Source organism: Paenarthrobacter sp. NCHU4564 (genome assembly GCF_052156435.1).
Classification (GTDB): domain Bacteria; phylum Actinomycetota; class Actinomycetes; order Actinomycetales; family Micrococcaceae; genus Arthrobacter.
On record NZ_JBQLIS010000001.1, the window covers coordinates 526314 to 541209 of the forward strand.

The following is a 14896-nucleotide window of genomic DNA, read 5'->3' on the forward strand; positions in this document are numbered from 1 at the left end:
ACCATGGTCCGGAACCATCATGTCCGTGTTTACAAATCCGAGGAGAACCTGCCCCGTGAGGAGCAGTTGGCCCATAAGATCGCGGTGGTCGCCGCGGATCCCGTGGACGTCACGCCGGAGGTGACGGACATGGTGATTAACCGGATCATCGACAACGCTTCCGTGGCGGTGGCGTCGTTGAACCGGGCACCGATCGTTGCTGCCCGCGCCCAGGCCCTGACCCACGCTCCGAGCACAGGGGGCAAGGGCGCCTCGGTGTTCGGCATTGAGGAGCGGGTCTCTCCGGAGTGGGCTGCCTGGGCCAATGGTGTGGCGGTCCGCGAACTGGACTACCACGACACGTTCCTGGCCGCGGACTACTCGCACCCGGGCGACAACATCCCCCCGATCCTGGCCGTGGCCCAGCACGTGGGCTCCAACGGCGCCGACCTCGTCAGGGCGATCGCCACCGGCTACGAAATCCAGGTGAACCTGGTCAAGGCGATCTGCCTGCACAAACACAAGATCGACCACGTGGCCCACCTTGGCCCGTCCGCCGCTGCGGGTATCGGCACGCTTCTTGGCCTGGACGTGGAGACCATCTTCCAGTCCGTGGGCCAGGCCTTGCACACCACCACCGCCACCCGCCAGTCCCGCAAGGGCGAGATCTCCACGTGGAAGGCCCACGCCCCGGCCTTTGCAGGCAAGATGGCCGTGGAGGCCGCCGACCGAGCCATGCGTGGCCAGACCTCCCCGGTGCCGATCTATGAAGGCGAAGACGGCGTCATTGCCTGGATGCTGGACGGCCCCGAGGCCTCCTACGAAGTTCCGTTGCCGGAGAAGGGCGAGGCCAAGCGGGCGATCCTGGACACCTACACCAAGGAACACTCCGCCGAGTACCAGGCACAGGCTTGGATCGACCTCGCCCGCAAACTCAACCGCGAGCACCCCGAAACCACCGACCCTGGCAACGTGGCCTCCGTGCTGATCAAGACCAGCCACCACACCCACTACGTGATTGGCTCCGGTGCGAACGACCCGCAGAAGTACTCCCCCACCGCATCCCGGGAAACCCTGGACCACTCCATCCCGTACATCTTCACCGTCGCATTGCAGGACGGCGTCTGGCACCACGTGGACTCCTACGCCCCCGAACGCGCCGGCCGTCCGGACACGGTTGAACTCTGGCACAAAGTCACCACGGTCGAAGACCCGGAGTGGACCCGCCGGTACCACTCGCTGGACATCGCGGAGAAGGCCTTCGGCGGTTCCGTGGAAATCACCCTGACCGACGGCACGGTCATCACCGACGAGATCGCCGTAGCTGACGCGCACCCCCTCGGTGCCCGGCCGTTCGCCCGTGAACAGTACGTCAACAAGTTCCGCACCCTCGCCGCCGGGCTCGTGGAAGAGGCCGAGATCGAAAGGTTCCTCACCGCCGTCGAACGCGTCACCGAACTCGGACCCGGGGAACTGGACCAGCTCAACATCACCGCCGCCCCCGGCGTGATCGACCTCATCAGCGCTCCCCAGGGACTGTTCTAGATGCTGTACTCCAAAAGCACACCCGAACAGAAGCGGGTCAAACTACGGGAACTGCTCAGCTCCGGGACTGTGCAGCAGTTCCCCGGCGCGTTCAACCCGCTCTCGGCACGACTCATCGAGGAAAAGGGCTTCGCCGGGGTCTACATCTCCGGCGCCGTCCTGGCCAACGACCTCGGCCTGCCCGACATCGGCCTGACAACCCTCACCGAAGTCGCCACAAGGGCAGGGCAGATCGCCCGCATGACGGACCTGCCCTCGATCGTTGACGCCGACACGGGCTTCGGCGAGCCCATGAACGTGGCCCGCACCATCCAGGAACTCGAAAACGCAGGCCTCGCCGGCTGCCACATCGAGGACCAGTTCAACCCCAAACGCTGCGGCCACCTGGACGGCAAGAACGTCGTGGACCTCGACACCGCCACCAAGCGCATCCGCGCCGCCGCCGACGCCCGCCGGGACCCGAACTTCCTCATCATGGCCCGCACCGACATCCGTGCAGTGGAAGGACTGAAGGCCGCGCAGGATCGCGCCAAAGCCCTGGTGGACGCCGGAGCCGACGCGATCTTCCCCGAAGCCATGGCAACCCTGGAGGAGTTCCAGGCCATCCGTGACGCCGTGGACGTGCCCATCCTGGCCAACATGACCGAGTTCGGAAAGAGCGACCTCTTCACGGTGGATCAGCTCCGGAACGTCGGCGTTAACATGGTCATCTACCCGGTCACCCTGCTGCGCATTGCCATGGGCGCTGCAGAGCGTACTCTGGAAACGATCAAGGCTGCGGGGACCCAGGAGACACACGTGCAGGACATGCTCACGCGCGCACGTCTCTATGAGCTCGTGGATTACGAGGCGTATAACCAGTTCGATACCGGCGTTTTCAACTTCCAGGTTCCTGGCGCCCGCCAGTAACCCAACCAGGGGACGCAGGCAACGGCGCTCCCGTAGCCTGCACAAGAACGAAGGAGTTCAGCATGGCAGCTGAAGACATCAAGAAAGGCCTCGCCGGAGTCGTGGTGGACTACACCGCGGTATCCAAGGTCAACCCGGAGACGAACTCCCTGCTGTACCGCGGCTATCCGGTCCAGGAACTGGCCGCCAAGTGCAGTTTCGAAGAAGTGGCGTACCTGTTGTGGAACGGGGAATTGCCCCATGAGGCACAGTTGGCGGAGTTCACCGCCCGCGAGCGCGCCGGACGTGCGCTGGATCCCGTGGTCAAGTCAGTGATCGACACCCTCCCCACCTCTGCACACCCCATGGACGTGTGCCGGACCGCGGCGTCGGTGTTGGGTGCGAGGCACGAGCTTGCCGAGGACTCATCCGTTGAGGCAAACATGAAGAAGGCCGTGGATCTGTGGGCGGCAATGCCTGCGGTAGTGGCCTACGACCAGCGGCGCCGGCGTGGGCAGGAACCGATCGAACCCCGCGATGACCTTGACTACTCGGCCAACTTCCTCTGGATGACCTTCGGCGAAGATCCCGTGGATGAGGTGGTTGAGGCATTCAACGTCTCGATGATCCTGTACGCAGAGCATTCCTTCAACGCCTCCACTTTCACGGCACGGGTGGTGACGTCCACGTTGTCCGACCTGCACTCGGCAGTGACCGCTGCCATCGGTGCGCTCAAGGGCCCACTGCATGGCGGCGCCAACGAAGCCGTCATGCACACCTTCGACGAGATCGGCATCCGCAGCGAAGAAACGCTTGAGGAAGCCGCTGCGCGGGCACGCACCTGGATGGACAACGCCCTGGCGCAGAAGAAAAAGATCATGGGCTTCGGACACCGGGTCTACAAGCACGGCGACTCCCGTGTTCCCACCATGAAGGCCGCCCTGGACAAGATGATCGCCCACTACGGGCGACCTGAACTCCTGGGGCTGTACAACGGGCTGGAACAGGCCATGGACGAGGCCAAGGCCATCAAGCCGAACCTCGACTACCCGGCCGGGCCCACGTACCACCTCATGGGCTTTGACACCCAAACGTTCACGCCGCTCTTCGTGGCCAGCCGCATCACTGGCTGGACGGCCCACATCATGGAACAACTCGGCGCGAACTCGCTGATCCGTCCACTGAGCGAGTACAACGGGCCGGAGGAACGCCACGTACCGTAGGGCGTCCCTGCCGCACGGCAGTACCCACGACGGCGGGCTGGTCACTTCAGGCGACCAACCCGCCGTCGTGATTTAACCCGGACAGGTCGAAGGACGATCAGGCGTGCTCCACCCACGCCGTTGTCCGGACCCCGGCCACGTTCTGGTTGTCCTCAGCCAGGTCAACCGTGACGGCAATCCTTTGTCCCGAAATCATTGCCGGCAGCCAGTGCTCCGCGTCGGCCCACATACGGTCCACGGGGAGGCTGGACACCGGGTGCCACTCCGGTGCGATCTCGTCGCTCTCGGACGGCTCCCCCTGCCACGCACGCGTCAGAAAGACAGTGGTTGCCATGTTCCACTCCGGCCTGGCCGGGAACATGAAATCGACCGTACCGGCGGGAACCAGGTCCCGCGGCTCGACCACCACATGGATCTCCTCCAGCACTTCCCGGCAAGCGGCCTCGATCGCGGTCTCCCCCACCTCCACGTGGCCGCCGACGCCGACTACCTTGCCCCGGCCGAAGCCCGTCTTCTTGGTACCAAGGAGGACGTGTTCGCCGTCCGCACCGTCGCGGAGGAGGAAACAGAGTGTCACATGGGCTGCAGTCATGCTGCCTACCTTAACCCCAACTCCTCCACCTGGTGCGCCATTGCTACAGTGAGCGCATGACTGAAGTTGGGGGCGAAGCGGGCGCCATGGACGCGGCACCGGCCCAGGCTGCACCTACGCGGGACCGGGACGACGCCTGGCTGCCGGACCGGGTGGTGGCACACCCGCTCTACGCCGGGTGGGCGTGGACGCTGGCCTGGTCAGGGCTGATCGTCCTGGACGAAGTCGTCGACCTGGCCGGATGGACGTGGTATCTGCTGGTCTTCGTTGCGGCTTTGCCCACGTTGGTTGCCACCGTGGCAGTGCTTCACGCGACTCCACGAAGCCACCTGAAAGCCGTGGACGCCACCGTGTTCGGCCACTTCTTCGTCCGGTTCCTGGCCTTGGTGGCGGCCTTCATGGTGTGGGCAGCATCCGTGGTGATGAGCGCCTCCATCTCCACCACGGTCCAGTCCGTCATAGGCGACTCCGAGAAGGAAGTCACCGCACTCGGCTTCAACCTCATGCTGGCCGCCGTCCCGCTGGTCCTGTCTGTCCTCTGGATGGCGTTCATCATCCGCTGTGCATGGTTCCTGCGCAGGCTCCGCGGATGGCGGCAGATCCCGGTGCGAACCCGGGTACCCAGGAAATTCCTCAAGCGCCGGCCCCGGCTCAAGCGGGTCGTCGTGGGACTCGCCCACCCCGGGCTGCTGCTGGTCGCGGGGCTGGGAACATCCCTCCTGGCCGTGTTCGTCGATGCCGTCGAGTTGACCTTCAGCGTGCTGGCCTGACACCGGGCGTGGCTCACGCGCCACTCACCCCAAGGCGCGCGGGTGAGCCGCGGCATAGACCTCGCGAAGGGTGTCGGCCGTCACCAGTGTATAGACCTGCGTGGTGGTGACCGAAGCATGGCCCAGCAACTCCTGGACCACACGCACGTCAGCGCCGCCTTCCAAAAGGTGGGTGGCAAATGAGTGGCGCAGCGTGTGGGGTGACACATCCTTGGTGATCCTGGCTTTCTCCGCCGCTGCCTTCAAGATGGTCCACGCGCTTTGCCTGCTGATCCGCCCTCCCCGGGCGTTCAGGAAGAGGGCAGGGGTGCCCTTGCCCTTGGCAGCCAGCAACGGACGTCCGCGGACCACATAGGCAGCCACCGCACGCGCTCCATAGGAGCCCAGCGGCACCAGCCGCTCCTTGGATCCCTTGCCAAACAGCCGGACGATCGCAGGGCCATCTTCTGTCCCCTCCAGCGTGACGTCGTCCACGTCGAGTCCCACGGCCTCGCTGATACGGGCACCTGTGGAGTAAAGGAACTCCAGCAATGCCCTGTCACGCAGTCCCGTTGCGGAATCGGTGCCCGCTGCCTCGAGGATGCGGGTCACCTCATCGACGCTGATGGCCTTCGGAAGCCGTCTGCCCGGCATCGGCGGGTGGACATCGGTGGCGGGGTCCGCCGTCGTGGTTCCCTCCAAAGCCCAGAACTTGTGAAGGCCGCGGACGGCCACCACGGTGCGCGCAGCGGAACGGACTCCCAGTGCAGCCGCCCCGTCCGAGCCGTCCGAAAGCGCCTGCACGAATCCTGTGACGTGGTGCCGCGTCACATCCCCGGGCCTGACCACGCCGTGGGACGCCAGATAATTGGCGTACCGCGCCAGGTCCCGCTTGTACGCTGCGAGGGTATTGGCGGCCAGGCCACGCTCCACACCGACATGCTGTAGGTAGTCGGTGATCCCGCGGTCAATGGCCGTGGTTGCGCGGGTGGCGGCCTCGGCCATGCTCAGCGCTGGCTCGGGTGCGCGGGCCAGGGCGCGTTGGCGGGCCTGAGTCCGGCGAATCCGTCCGCCTTCGCCGCCGCGGCAGCCAGAATGCCCAGCACGGCCGAGGGGTTGTGGAGCCGGCCTTCCAGCACCGCCCGGACGGCGTCATCCAGCGGCACCCAGCGAAGTTCAATCTCGGCTTCTTCATCAGTCCGGACATGCCGGTCCGCCTCAGGAACATCGGAGAGCCCGCGGGCCAGGTAAATGCGGACCGCCTCGCTGGAAGAACCCGGCGAATTGAAGAAATCGGCCAGCACGTTCCAGGTGGAGGCCACGAGGTCGGCTTCTTCGGCAAGCTCACGGGCCGCGCCGGCCACGAAGTCCTCGCCCTCGACATCCAACAGGCCGGCCGGGATCTCCCACAAGTCCATCCCCACGGGGTGGCGGTACTGCTTCAGCAGCAGGATGTCTCCGTCCACGTTCATGGGCAGGACAGCCACGGCGCCCGGATGGTCGATGTAGTCGCGGACCAGCGTGCCCGTGTCCTCACTTAATTGGAAAGCATCACTGACCACATCCCAGATGCGGCCTTCGTAGACCTTGTTGGAAGACACAAGACGGCGCGGGCTCGGTACGTCCGAAACCTGCCGTGCCGTGCTGGAAGTTTCAGAAATACCGGGCATCGCGCCGTCCTTTTCTCTGGTGGTGTATTTACTTGGCAGCTACCGCGCGGGCACCGGTGTCCGTTGCCACGGCTGCACCCTCACGACGCTCAAGCGCAGCCTTCACGAGGCCTGCAAACAGCGGGTGGGGACGCGTGGGACGGGAGCTAAGCTCCGGGTGTGCCTGCGTAGCGACGTAGTACGGGTGCACCTCGCGGGGAAGTTCCACGTACTCCACCAGCTTGCCGTCAGGAGACGTGCCGGAGAAGACCAGGCCTTCTGCTGCGATCTGGTCACGGTACTTGTTGTTGACCTCGTAGCGGTGGCGGTGGCGTTCGCTGACCGTCGTGGTTCCGTAGGTCTCCGCCACTACCGAGCCCTCATCGAGCTTGGCTTCGTAGAGGCCCAGGCGCATGGTGCCGCCCAGGTCTCCCTTGCCTTCCACGATGTCCAGCTGCTCTTCCATGGTGGCAATGACCGGGAACTTGGAGTCCGGCTCGAATTCGCTGGAGGAGGCACCCTCCAGGCCAACCACATTGCGGGCATATTCGATCACCATGCACTGCAGTCCGAGGCACAGCCCCAGGACCGGAAGCTTGGTTTCGCGGGCGAACTTCAACGCACCCAGCTTGCCCTCAAGACCGCGGATACCGAAGCCGCCGGGCACGCAGATCGCGTCCACGCCGGCCAGGGACTTGGTGGCGCCGGCCAGGGTTTCGCATTCATCCGAGGGGACCCAGCGGATCTTGACCTTGGCCTCGTTGGCGAAGCCGCCGGCACGCAGGGCCTCGGTCACGGAGAGGTACGCATCCGGAAGGTCAATGTACTTGCCCACCAGGGCAATCTCGACCTGGTGCTTGGGGTTGTGCACCGCTTCAAGCAGCTTGTCCCACTTGCTCCAGTCGACATCCTTGAACGGCAGGTCAAGGGCCCGGACGATGTAGGAGTCCAATTGCTGCGAGTGCAGGGTCTTGGGGATGTCGTAAATGCTGGGAGCATCGGCTGCGTTGACCACGGCGTCGATATCGACGTCGCACATGCGTCCGATCTTCTCGCGCATGGCTTCGGGAACCTCGCGGTCCGAACGGATCACGATCGCTTCGGGTTGGATGCCGATGGACCGCAATGCAGCCACGGAGTGCTGCGTTGGTTTGGTCTTCAGCTCCTGCGACGGGCCGATGTACGGTACCAGCGAAACGTGCAGGAAGAACACGTTGCTGCGTCCGATGTCCTGGCGTACCTGGCGGGCCGATTCAAGGAAGGGCTGCGACTCGATGTCGCCCACCGTACCGCCGATTTCAGTGATGATGACGTCAGGAGCGTTCTTGCCCTCGGCAGGAAGACGCATACGGCGCTTGATCTCATCCGTGATGTGCGGGATGACCTGGACGGTGTCTCCAAGGTACTCGCCACGGCGTTCCTTGGCGATCACCGTGGAGTAGATCTGGCCAGTTGTCACGTTGGCCGAACCCTCAAGGTTCTCGTCGAGGAAGCGCTCGTAGTGTCCGATGTCGAGATCGGTCTCGGCGCCGTCGTCCGTCACGAAAACTTCGCCGTGCTGGAAGGGATTCATCGTGCCCGGATCCACATTCAGGTAGGGATCGAGCTTCTGCATAGTTACAGACAAACCGCGTGCCCGCAGCAGGTGGCCGAGGCTGGAAGCCGTCAGACCCTTACCGAGCGAGGACGCCACACCACCGGTGACGAAGATGTGTTTGGTCGTCTTGGACGAACCCGGGAACCGGGAATTTACACGGGAATTTGATCGCTGCACCACGGAATTCGAGCTTATCATCAATTACGCCTTCCAAGCGTCCTGTCCGGATTCCCCAAATGGTCCATAGTGGCCCGTAAGTGCGCATTCAATCAAGAGCGGCAAGGGACCGGCACGCTGGTTGTGATTGTGGTCGCAGCCCGCCGGCCCGCATCAGCGGCATCAGGCACTCTGCGGCAACAGCTTCGCATCGTCCAGGAGCTCCTGGGCATGCGCCCGGGCTGATTCCGAATCCTCCTGGCCCGCGAGCATGCGGGCCAGTTCCCTGACGCGTTCCTCCTCATCGAGCAGCTGGACATCGCTGGACGTGAAGCCCGTGGATGTCTTCCCGTCCTTGCCACGCACCGAGGTCTTGGTTACGCGGATGTGCTGGTCGGCGAAGGCGGCAACCTGCGGCAGGTGCGTGACCACCAGGACCTGGACGTGCCGGGCCAGCATGGCAAGCCTGCGGCCGATTTCGACGGCGGCGCGGCCACCAACACCGGCGTCCACCTCATCGAAAACGAAGGTCGGGACCGGGTCCACAGCAGCCAGGACAACCTCGATGGCAAGCATCACCCGCGAAAGCTCACCACCGGAAGCACCCTTGCCCAGCGGCCTCGCAGGAGCGCCGGAGTGGGGCTGCAGGAGGAAGGCGATGTCGTCGGAACCCCACGGACCCAAGGAGCCGGTGTCCTCGATGGTGATGACCAAGGTGGCGTCGGCCATTGCCAATGCCTTCAGCTCGGCACTGACCCGTGCCGAAAGATCCTTGGCGGCCTTGGTCCTTGCCTTGGTGATGGCCGCAGCTTGCTTGGCAAGCCTCGCTTCCGTCGATGCCACCTCGGCGTCAAGGGCCTCAATCCGGCTGGAGTCGTCCTGCAACTCGTCCAACCGGACCCTGGCGGCGGCCGCCCACTCCAGGACCTCATCGATGCTGGGGGCATACTTCCTGATCAGCTTGGCAAGGGCGGCACGCCGCTCCTCAATCTCCGACAGCCGTTCCGGACCTTCCGTGTCCAGCGAAGCCTGATAGCTGGACAGTTCTCCCGCGATGTCGTTGAGAAGGAAGCCGACTTCCGCCAGACGCGCTGCCGCCGCACCAAGGGCTTCATCATGTTCGGCCACATGCTCCAGCGTCCGCTTGGCGGCGTCCACCAGTGAGGTGGCATCACCGCTCTCGCCAAATTCTTCGGCGATCAGGGACTCATGCGCTGCTGCCGCCGCCAGCCGAAGCTCCTCGACGTTGGCGAGCTTGACGGCCTCGGCCTTGAGGCTTTCATCCTCACCGGGCTGGGGATCGACCGCATCGATTTCGGTCAACGCGGCATCCAGCGATTCAGCCTCGCGAAGCCTCTCCCGGGCTTCACTCCGGAGAGTGTCCAGTTCAGACTGGATGGCCTTCCAGTGGGCGTAAAGTTCCTGGTACTCCCCCAACGACTTCGCCAACGAAGCCCCGGCGAACCTGTCCAAGGCGTGGCGCTGCGCGGCGGCGCCCTTCAACCGGATCTGGTCGGTTTGCCCGTGCACCACTACCAGGCTCTCACCCAACTCGCCCAGGACGCCCACAGGCGCGGCCCGGCCACCAACGTAAGCACGGCTGCGCCCGTCGGCACCCACGGTACGGGCCAGCAGGAGTTCGGCGACGCCGTCGAACTCTTCCGCTTCGCCGCCGGCCTCCTTGGTGCGCTCCACGGCACTGTGGTGGGGGTCAAGCTTCAGGACGGCCTCCGCGGAGGCAGACTTGGCACCGCTTCGAACGGCACCGGCGTCCGACCGGGCACCCAGGAGAAGCCCGACGGCGGTCACCACCATGGTCTTGCCGGCGCCGGTCTCACCGGTCACGACGCTGAGGCCGGGGCCCAGTGGCAGGGAGGCATCGGTAATGACGCCCAGATCACGGATTCGGAGTTCTTCAAGCATGCTTCACTTCGCATTCGTGGGGTCGGAGGATTCACCGTGCCCAGGGTCTCCGGACACGCCGGTATCCACGGTGTTGCCGACCGGCCGGTGGGGTTCCGGCGGACTCGGCAAAGGGGCAGGCGAGGGGGTTCTGATGACCGGAATGGGACCGGTGTGGACTTCGCCGCTGCGGGGCGCCGGCCCGCGCCAGCCATGGATGGGCAACTGGAACTTGCGGACCAGACGGGCGGAGAACGGTGTGTTGTGGGTGCGGGCCAGACGGACCGGACGGGCCGAACGGGTCACTTCCACGCGGGCGCCCGGAGGGAGGTCAACGGAGCGCCTCCCGTCGCACCACAGCACGCCCAGTGCATCCGTTCGGTTCATGATCTCCACGGCCAGCTTGGACCGCGGCGACACCACCAAGGGCTTGGCGAACAGGGCGTGGGCGCTGATCGGCACGATCACCAACGCTTCAACTTCCGGCCAGACCACGGGCCCGCCCGAAGAGAACGCGTAGGCGGTTGACCCCGTGGGCGTCGCCAGCACCACGCCGTCGCAGCCGAAGGATGTCAGGGGGCGCTCATCCACCTCCGTGACGACCTCCAGCATGCGCTCACGGTTGGCTTTCTCGATGGCCGCCTCATTGAGTGCCCACGTGTGCCAGATCTTCCGTCCCTTGATCCACACCTGGACATCGATGGTCATGCGTTCTTCCACGGTGTACTGCCGGCTGGCAATCCACTCCACCGTCTGGGCAAGATCTGCCCGCTCGCTTTCGGCCAGGAAACCGACATGGCCCAGGTTGACGCCCAGCAAGGGAACATCAACCTCGCGGACCAGCTCTGCGGCCCTCAGGATGGTGCCATCGCCACCGAGGACCATGACCAGTTCGACATCTTCAAGGCTGACGTCGTCATGCAGGATCTCAATGGGGGTGTCCAAGGCCCCGAAGAAGCGCTCCACATCAACGAGTTCGGATTTCTGGAGCACCGGCACCAGCCCGGACGTATGCAGCTGCGTACAGGCATCCCACGCCGCGCGGAGCGAATCCTCCCGCCCTGTGTGGGCAAGGACAAGTACATGCCTGCTCATCGGGTTCTGCTTTCTAGTCGTTTGGCCAGAGGTTCTTCATCAGCGCAGCAACGTCCTCGTCCCGCTCTTCGATCTTAGGCAACTCCGCCGACATCCTCCGTGTCATCCACAGGAAGTATTCAACATTTCCGTCCTGCCCCGGCAACGGACTGGCCGCCAGGCCCCGAAGTTCCAGCCCCGCGTCAACCGCGGCCCGGGCCACCTGGGCGACCGCCCGGCGTCGTTCAACCTCCGAGGTAACCACCCCTGTACGGCTCAACCGCTCCCTGCCCACCTCGAACTGCGGCTTGACCATCAGCACCAGGTCACCGCCGCGCTCCGTGCAGGCGGCCAACGGTTCCAGGACGAGGGTCAGGGAGATGAAGGACAGGTCCGCGACTGTCAGGGAGACCTCCCCGCCGATCTGTCCAGGTGCCATGTACCGGACGTTCAGGCCCTCATGGACCTCAACCCGGGCGTCATCGCGCAGGGCGGGCACCAGCTGGCCGTGTCCGACGTCCACCGCCACCACCTGGGCCGCTCCCTGGCGCAGAAGCACGTCCGTAAAACCGCCGGTGGAGGCGCCCGCGTCCAGGCAACGGCGGTCCGCCACCGTAACAGCGGGAAAAGCCGCCAGGGCCCCGGCCAGTTTGTGGCCTGCGCGACTGGCATAGACATCCTCGAGGTGCGACTCAACGTCAAGCCGGACCCCGGCATCGACCTGCAACGCCGCCTTTGCCAGGACCACGCCTTCCGAGCTGACCTTGCCGTCACCGATCAGCTTCGCAGCATGGGTCCGGGACCTCGCCAACCCGCGGGAGACGAGTTCCTGATCAAGTCTTGCCATGCTTCAGCTGTCGCCTTCCAAAGCTCTTTCAGGGTTCATGTGACCGGTCGGAGGCATGCCCGGCTCAGCATCCAGGGCCTCCATCAGGGCATCATGGACAGCCCCGTAAAGACCGGCATGGTCCGCGACCTCCGCAGCAGGTACGGCCCCCAGCAGGCCCAGAACCTGGTCCACGGCAGCGTCACCTGTGGGTTCGGCTCCACCGGGCCACCGCGCCCCATGATCTTCGCCGGCAGAATCCGGGTGGGTGCTGGGCTCGGTCATTGCACCAGTCTAATGACTCCGCCACTCCAGGCGCGGAGCCTTGGCAACAGCAGAGTCCGGTACAGCTGCCCACCAGGCTGCGCAGGCAGCCCGCCATGCATCAAGGTCGCTGTCAGTGCCCGACACCGTCACGGTGCCGTCCGACGCTACAGCCGACGCGTCCCCGCAACGGAACCTGCCGCCGTCGTTGATGACCTCCGGATAGGGCACGTAGAGGTCGCCCAGTCCGGCAATCACGTAATCCGGACGCTCTTCCGTACGGGCGGCCAGGATGCTCTCCCTGGTATCGACGCCGGTGAGGACTGCCGCCGTCGCAAATCCAGCCCGGTTTCCCCCCAGGATGTCCGTGTCCAGGCGGTCACCGACCACCAGGGGGCGGCTGGCTTTAAGGCGCTTGGCGGCAGAGCGGAACAGGGGCGCCTCCGGCTTGCCGGCCACCAGCGGCCGCTTGCCTGTCGCCGCGGCAACGGCTGCCACCAGGGTGCCGTTACCGGGCGCCATGCCACGTGCCTGCGGGATGGACATATCGGTGTTGGTGGCAAACCATTCAGCCCCGCCGGCAACCACATAAGACGCCTCAGCCAGGTCTTTCCAGCCGATATCCGGGTTGAAACCCTGCACCACGGCGACCGGATTTTCGGCGGCGCTGTGCACGGGCTTGAGCCCCACCAGTTCGATTTCGTGGGCCAAGGCGGCACTGCCCGTGATCAGGACGTGCGCTCCGCCAGGCAGCCTGGAAGCCAGGAGCTCACCAGCCGCCTGCGAGGAACTGACCACCTGGTGGTCCTCGGCAGGAGCGCCGAGCTCACGCAAATGGGCAGCTACCTGCGCCGGTGTGCGCGAGGCATTGTTGGTGACATACCCCAGCCCCACGCCCACGCTCTCCAGCCGCTTCAGCGACTCAACAGCACCCGGGATGGCGTGTGGCCCTGCATACACCACCCCGTCAAGGTCGGACAGGACGGCGTCAAAGGACGCGATCAGTGCATCAGCCATGCCTGGAATCGGTGTCCTCTGCTTCTTCAGCGTCCTCGTCCTCAGCGTCCTCGTCCTCGGCCGAATCGACGTCCGACTCGGGATCGTCGGATTCGAAGTAATCGGACTCGGCGTCGTCGATATTGGCGTCGTCGATGTTGGCGTCATCGTGCTCGACGTCAGCTGCCGCGGCCTCCGCAATCACGGTTTCACTGTCAGGCTGTTCGACGACGGCGTCCCCCGAGTCCTTATTGAAACGCGGTTTGCGCTGGGCTTCCTCTTCTTCCTCGTCCCAGCCGAGATCCACGATTTCGGGCTCTTCGAACTCGCCGATACCCAGCGCGTTCTCGGCCACGACCGCTTGCCGCTCCCACTTCACGGCTTCGTCGGCACGGCCGGCGGCGATGAGGGCTTCGGCATAAGCACGGAACAGGCGGGGGCTGTAGGAGAAGGCGCGGTTGATGTCCAACTGCGGGATTTCCAGCTCAGCGACTGCGGCTTCAACCTGGTTGAGGTCAGAGCGTGCACCCGACGCTACAATGGCCAGTTCCACCTTGCCGGGAGCATCAAGATCCTGCGCTTCCGGGGAACGGACCATGTCCAGGGCGCGGTCAGGCCGCCCCAACCCACGTTCGCAGTCGGCCATGATGGGCAGGTGGACATTGGAACCGCTGATACGGCGATAGGTACGGAATTCACGAAGAGCTTCGCCGTAGTGACCGGCCGCGTAGGCCGTGAGGCCAACAGCTTCACGGACTGCCGACAACCTTCCGCCGCGTCGGCTGGCAGCAAGCGCGTGCTGGAACGCAAGCTCCGGTTCTACATCCACAAGCCGCCCGGCCATGACAAGGTGCTTGGAAACCCACCCTGCACTCTGGTCCTCAAGGGTCTTGACCTGGTGCATGGTGGCGCGATCGAGCTCGCGGCCGGTAACGTCCTCGTCGATTTCGGGGGAACGCTCACGATCCGGGCGGTTCGAGCTCCGGATGTCCTTGGCGTTGTGGATGCGCGCCGGACGTTCCTCCTGGCCCTCCGGACCTTCTCCCCGACCGGCAAACGAGCGTCGGTCTCCACCGCGGCTGAAACGCTCGTCGTCGCGACCGCGCTCCTCATCCCGGGGCCGGTCACGGAACGGCTTGCGGTCACCAAAGGAACGGCGGTCATCGCCGTCACGGCGGGGACGGTCGAAGTTTCGGGGGCCGCGGCCTTCGTTGAACGGCTTGCGGTCACGGTCGCGGTCACCAAACTGACGGCGCTCACCATCGCGGGCAGGACGCTCACCGCGGTCTCCCCGGTCACCGAAGGAACGACGGTCATCGTCGCGGCGCGGGCCAAACGAACGGCGGTCATCGCCGTCACGGCGGGGACGGTCGAAGTTCCGGGGGCCGCGGCCTTCGTTGAACGGCTTGCGGTCACGGTCGCGGTCACCAAACTGACGGCGCTCACCATCGCGGGC

15 protein-coding genes are annotated in these 14896 nt (G+C 65.1%); 5 read left to right on the forward strand and 10 right to left on the reverse strand.

The annotated features are described in order from the left end of the window. Nucleotides 1-3 precede the first annotated feature (3 nt). The 3 genes from ACSVIE_RS02395 to ACSVIE_RS02405 all read left to right on the forward strand — a co-directional run bounded on the left by ACSVIE_RS02395 (nt 4) and on the right by ACSVIE_RS02405 (nt 3635). The gene (locus tag ACSVIE_RS02395; protein WP_442422888.1) at nt 4-1524 is read left to right on the forward strand and encodes an MmgE/PrpD family protein; all 1521 of its coding nucleotides are present in this window, start codon (nt 4-6) and stop codon (nt 1522-1524) included. Beyond that, nucleotides 1525-2433 carry a methylisocitrate lyase gene (prpB, locus tag ACSVIE_RS02400; RefSeq protein WP_426006939.1) on the forward strand — a complete coding sequence of 303 codons (909 nt, stop codon included), beginning with the start codon at nt 1525-1527 and terminating at the stop codon, nt 2431-2433. Between the two features lie 62 nt (nt 2434-2495). Then, a complete protein-coding gene (locus ACSVIE_RS02405) occupies nt 2496-3635 on the forward strand; it encodes a bifunctional 2-methylcitrate synthase/citrate synthase (RefSeq protein WP_426006938.1) in 1140 nt (379 codons plus the stop codon). A 97-nt stretch (nt 3636-3732) separates the two neighbouring features. Here ACSVIE_RS02405 and ACSVIE_RS02410 read toward each other — a convergent pair whose 3' ends face one another. Then, nucleotides 3733-4227: an 8-oxo-dGTP diphosphatase gene (locus ACSVIE_RS02410; protein ID WP_426006936.1), complete on the reverse strand. Its 495-nt coding sequence runs from the start codon at nt 4225-4227 to the stop codon at nt 3733-3735. Nucleotides 4228-4283: 56 nt separating this feature from the next. Between ACSVIE_RS02410 and ACSVIE_RS02415 the strand changes: the two genes are divergently transcribed. Further along, nucleotides 4284-4997, forward strand: a complete 714-nt coding sequence (locus ACSVIE_RS02415; protein WP_426006935.1) for a hypothetical protein — start codon at nt 4284-4286, stop codon at nt 4995-4997. A gap of 24 nt (nt 4998-5021) precedes the next feature. Here the strand turns inward: ACSVIE_RS02415 and xerD are convergent, their stop codons facing one another. The 9 genes from xerD to ACSVIE_RS02460 form a co-directional block, all read right to left on the reverse strand. Next, entirely contained in the window at nt 5022-5981 is a 960-nt protein-coding gene (xerD, locus tag ACSVIE_RS02420) for a site-specific tyrosine recombinase XerD (protein ID WP_426006933.1), read from the reverse strand. A 2-nt stretch (nt 5982-5983) separates the two neighbouring features. Then, a complete protein-coding gene (locus tag ACSVIE_RS02425) occupies nt 5984-6646 on the reverse strand; it encodes an NUDIX domain-containing protein (RefSeq protein ID WP_426006932.1) in 663 nt (220 codons plus the stop codon). A 28-nt stretch (nt 6647-6674) separates the two neighbouring features. Beyond that, nucleotides 6675-8420 (reverse strand): CTP synthase, encoded by a 1746-nt coding sequence (locus tag ACSVIE_RS02430; RefSeq protein WP_426006931.1) that lies wholly within the window; start codon nt 8418-8420, stop codon nt 6675-6677. Nucleotides 8421-8561: 141 nt separating this feature from the next. After that, complete coding sequence (recN, locus tag ACSVIE_RS02435; RefSeq protein WP_442422889.1) at nt 8562-10301, reverse strand: DNA repair protein RecN; 1740 nt, start codon at nt 10299-10301, stop codon at nt 8562-8564. Between the two features lie 3 nt (nt 10302-10304). Next, on the reverse strand, nt 10305-11375 hold the full coding sequence (locus ACSVIE_RS02440; RefSeq protein ID WP_426006929.1) for an NAD kinase: 1071 nt from the start codon (nt 11373-11375) through the stop codon (nt 10305-10307). Between the two features lie 13 nt (nt 11376-11388). Then, on the reverse strand, nt 11389-12201 hold the full coding sequence (locus tag ACSVIE_RS02445; RefSeq protein WP_426006928.1) for a TlyA family RNA methyltransferase: 813 nt from the start codon (nt 12199-12201) through the stop codon (nt 11389-11391). A 3-nt stretch (nt 12202-12204) separates the two neighbouring features. Then, entirely contained in the window at nt 12205-12465 is a 261-nt protein-coding gene (locus tag ACSVIE_RS02450) for a hypothetical protein (protein WP_426006927.1), read from the reverse strand. 9 nt (nt 12466-12474) lie between these two features. Beyond that, complete coding sequence (locus ACSVIE_RS02455; RefSeq protein ID WP_442422890.1) at nt 12475-13461, reverse strand: HAD-IIA family hydrolase; 987 nt, start codon at nt 13459-13461, stop codon at nt 12475-12477. Then, nucleotides 13454-14086, reverse strand: coding sequence for a hypothetical protein (locus ACSVIE_RS02460; RefSeq protein ID WP_442422891.1), 633 nt, complete (start codon nt 14084-14086; stop codon nt 13454-13456). Before ACSVIE_RS02460 ends, ACSVIE_RS02455 begins: the two co-directional genes overlap by 8 nt. A 9-nt stretch (nt 14087-14095) precedes the next feature. Between ACSVIE_RS02460 and ACSVIE_RS02465 the strand changes: the two genes are divergently transcribed. Beyond that, the coding region (locus tag ACSVIE_RS02465) for a hypothetical protein (protein WP_442422892.1) at nt 14096-14896 on the forward strand (801 nt) is incomplete at its 3' end.

Bases quoted from the DNA above. Each gene is read 5' to 3' on its own strand.
- ACSVIE_RS02395 (WP_442422888.1), top strand. From the start codon at position 4: ATGGTCCGGAACCATCATGTCCGTGTTTACAAATCCGAGGAGAACCTG.
- prpB (WP_426006939.1), top strand. From the start codon at position 1,525: ATGCTGTACTCCAAAAGCACACCCGAACAGAAGCGGGTCAAACTACGG.
- ACSVIE_RS02405 (WP_426006938.1), top strand. From the start codon at position 2,496: ATGGCAGCTGAAGACATCAAGAAAGGCCTCGCCGGAGTCGTGGTGGAC.
- ACSVIE_RS02410 (WP_426006936.1), bottom strand. From the start codon at position 4,227: ATGACTGCAGCCCATGTGACACTCTGTTTCCTCCTCCGCGACGGTGCG.
- ACSVIE_RS02415 (WP_426006935.1), top strand. From the start codon at position 4,284: ATGACTGAAGTTGGGGGCGAAGCGGGCGCCATGGACGCGGCACCGGCC.
- xerD (WP_426006933.1), bottom strand. From the start codon at position 5,981: ATGGCCGAGGCCGCCACCCGCGCAACCACGGCCATTGACCGCGGGATC.
- ACSVIE_RS02425 (WP_426006932.1), bottom strand. From the start codon at position 6,646: ATGCCCGGTATTTCTGAAACTTCCAGCACGGCACGGCAGGTTTCGGAC.
- ACSVIE_RS02430 (WP_426006931.1), bottom strand. From the start codon at position 8,420: ATGATAAGCTCGAATTCCGTGGTGCAGCGATCAAATTCCCGTGTAAAT.
- recN (WP_442422889.1), bottom strand. From the start codon at position 10,301: ATGCTTGAAGAACTCCGAATCCGTGATCTGGGCGTCATTACCGATGCC.
- ACSVIE_RS02440 (WP_426006929.1), bottom strand. From the start codon at position 11,375: ATGAGCAGGCATGTACTTGTCCTTGCCCACACAGGGCGGGAGGATTCG.
- ACSVIE_RS02445 (WP_426006928.1), bottom strand. From the start codon at position 12,201: ATGGCAAGACTTGATCAGGAACTCGTCTCCCGCGGGTTGGCGAGGTCC.
- ACSVIE_RS02450 (WP_426006927.1), bottom strand. From the start codon at position 12,465: ATGACCGAGCCCAGCACCCACCCGGATTCTGCCGGCGAAGATCATGGG.
- ACSVIE_RS02455 (WP_442422890.1), bottom strand. From the start codon at position 13,461: ATGGCTGATGCACTGATCGCGTCCTTTGACGCCGTCCTGTCCGACCTT.
- ACSVIE_RS02460 (WP_442422891.1), bottom strand. From the start codon at position 14,086: ATGGCCGACTGCGAACGTGGGTTGGGGCGGCCTGACCGCGCCCTGGAC.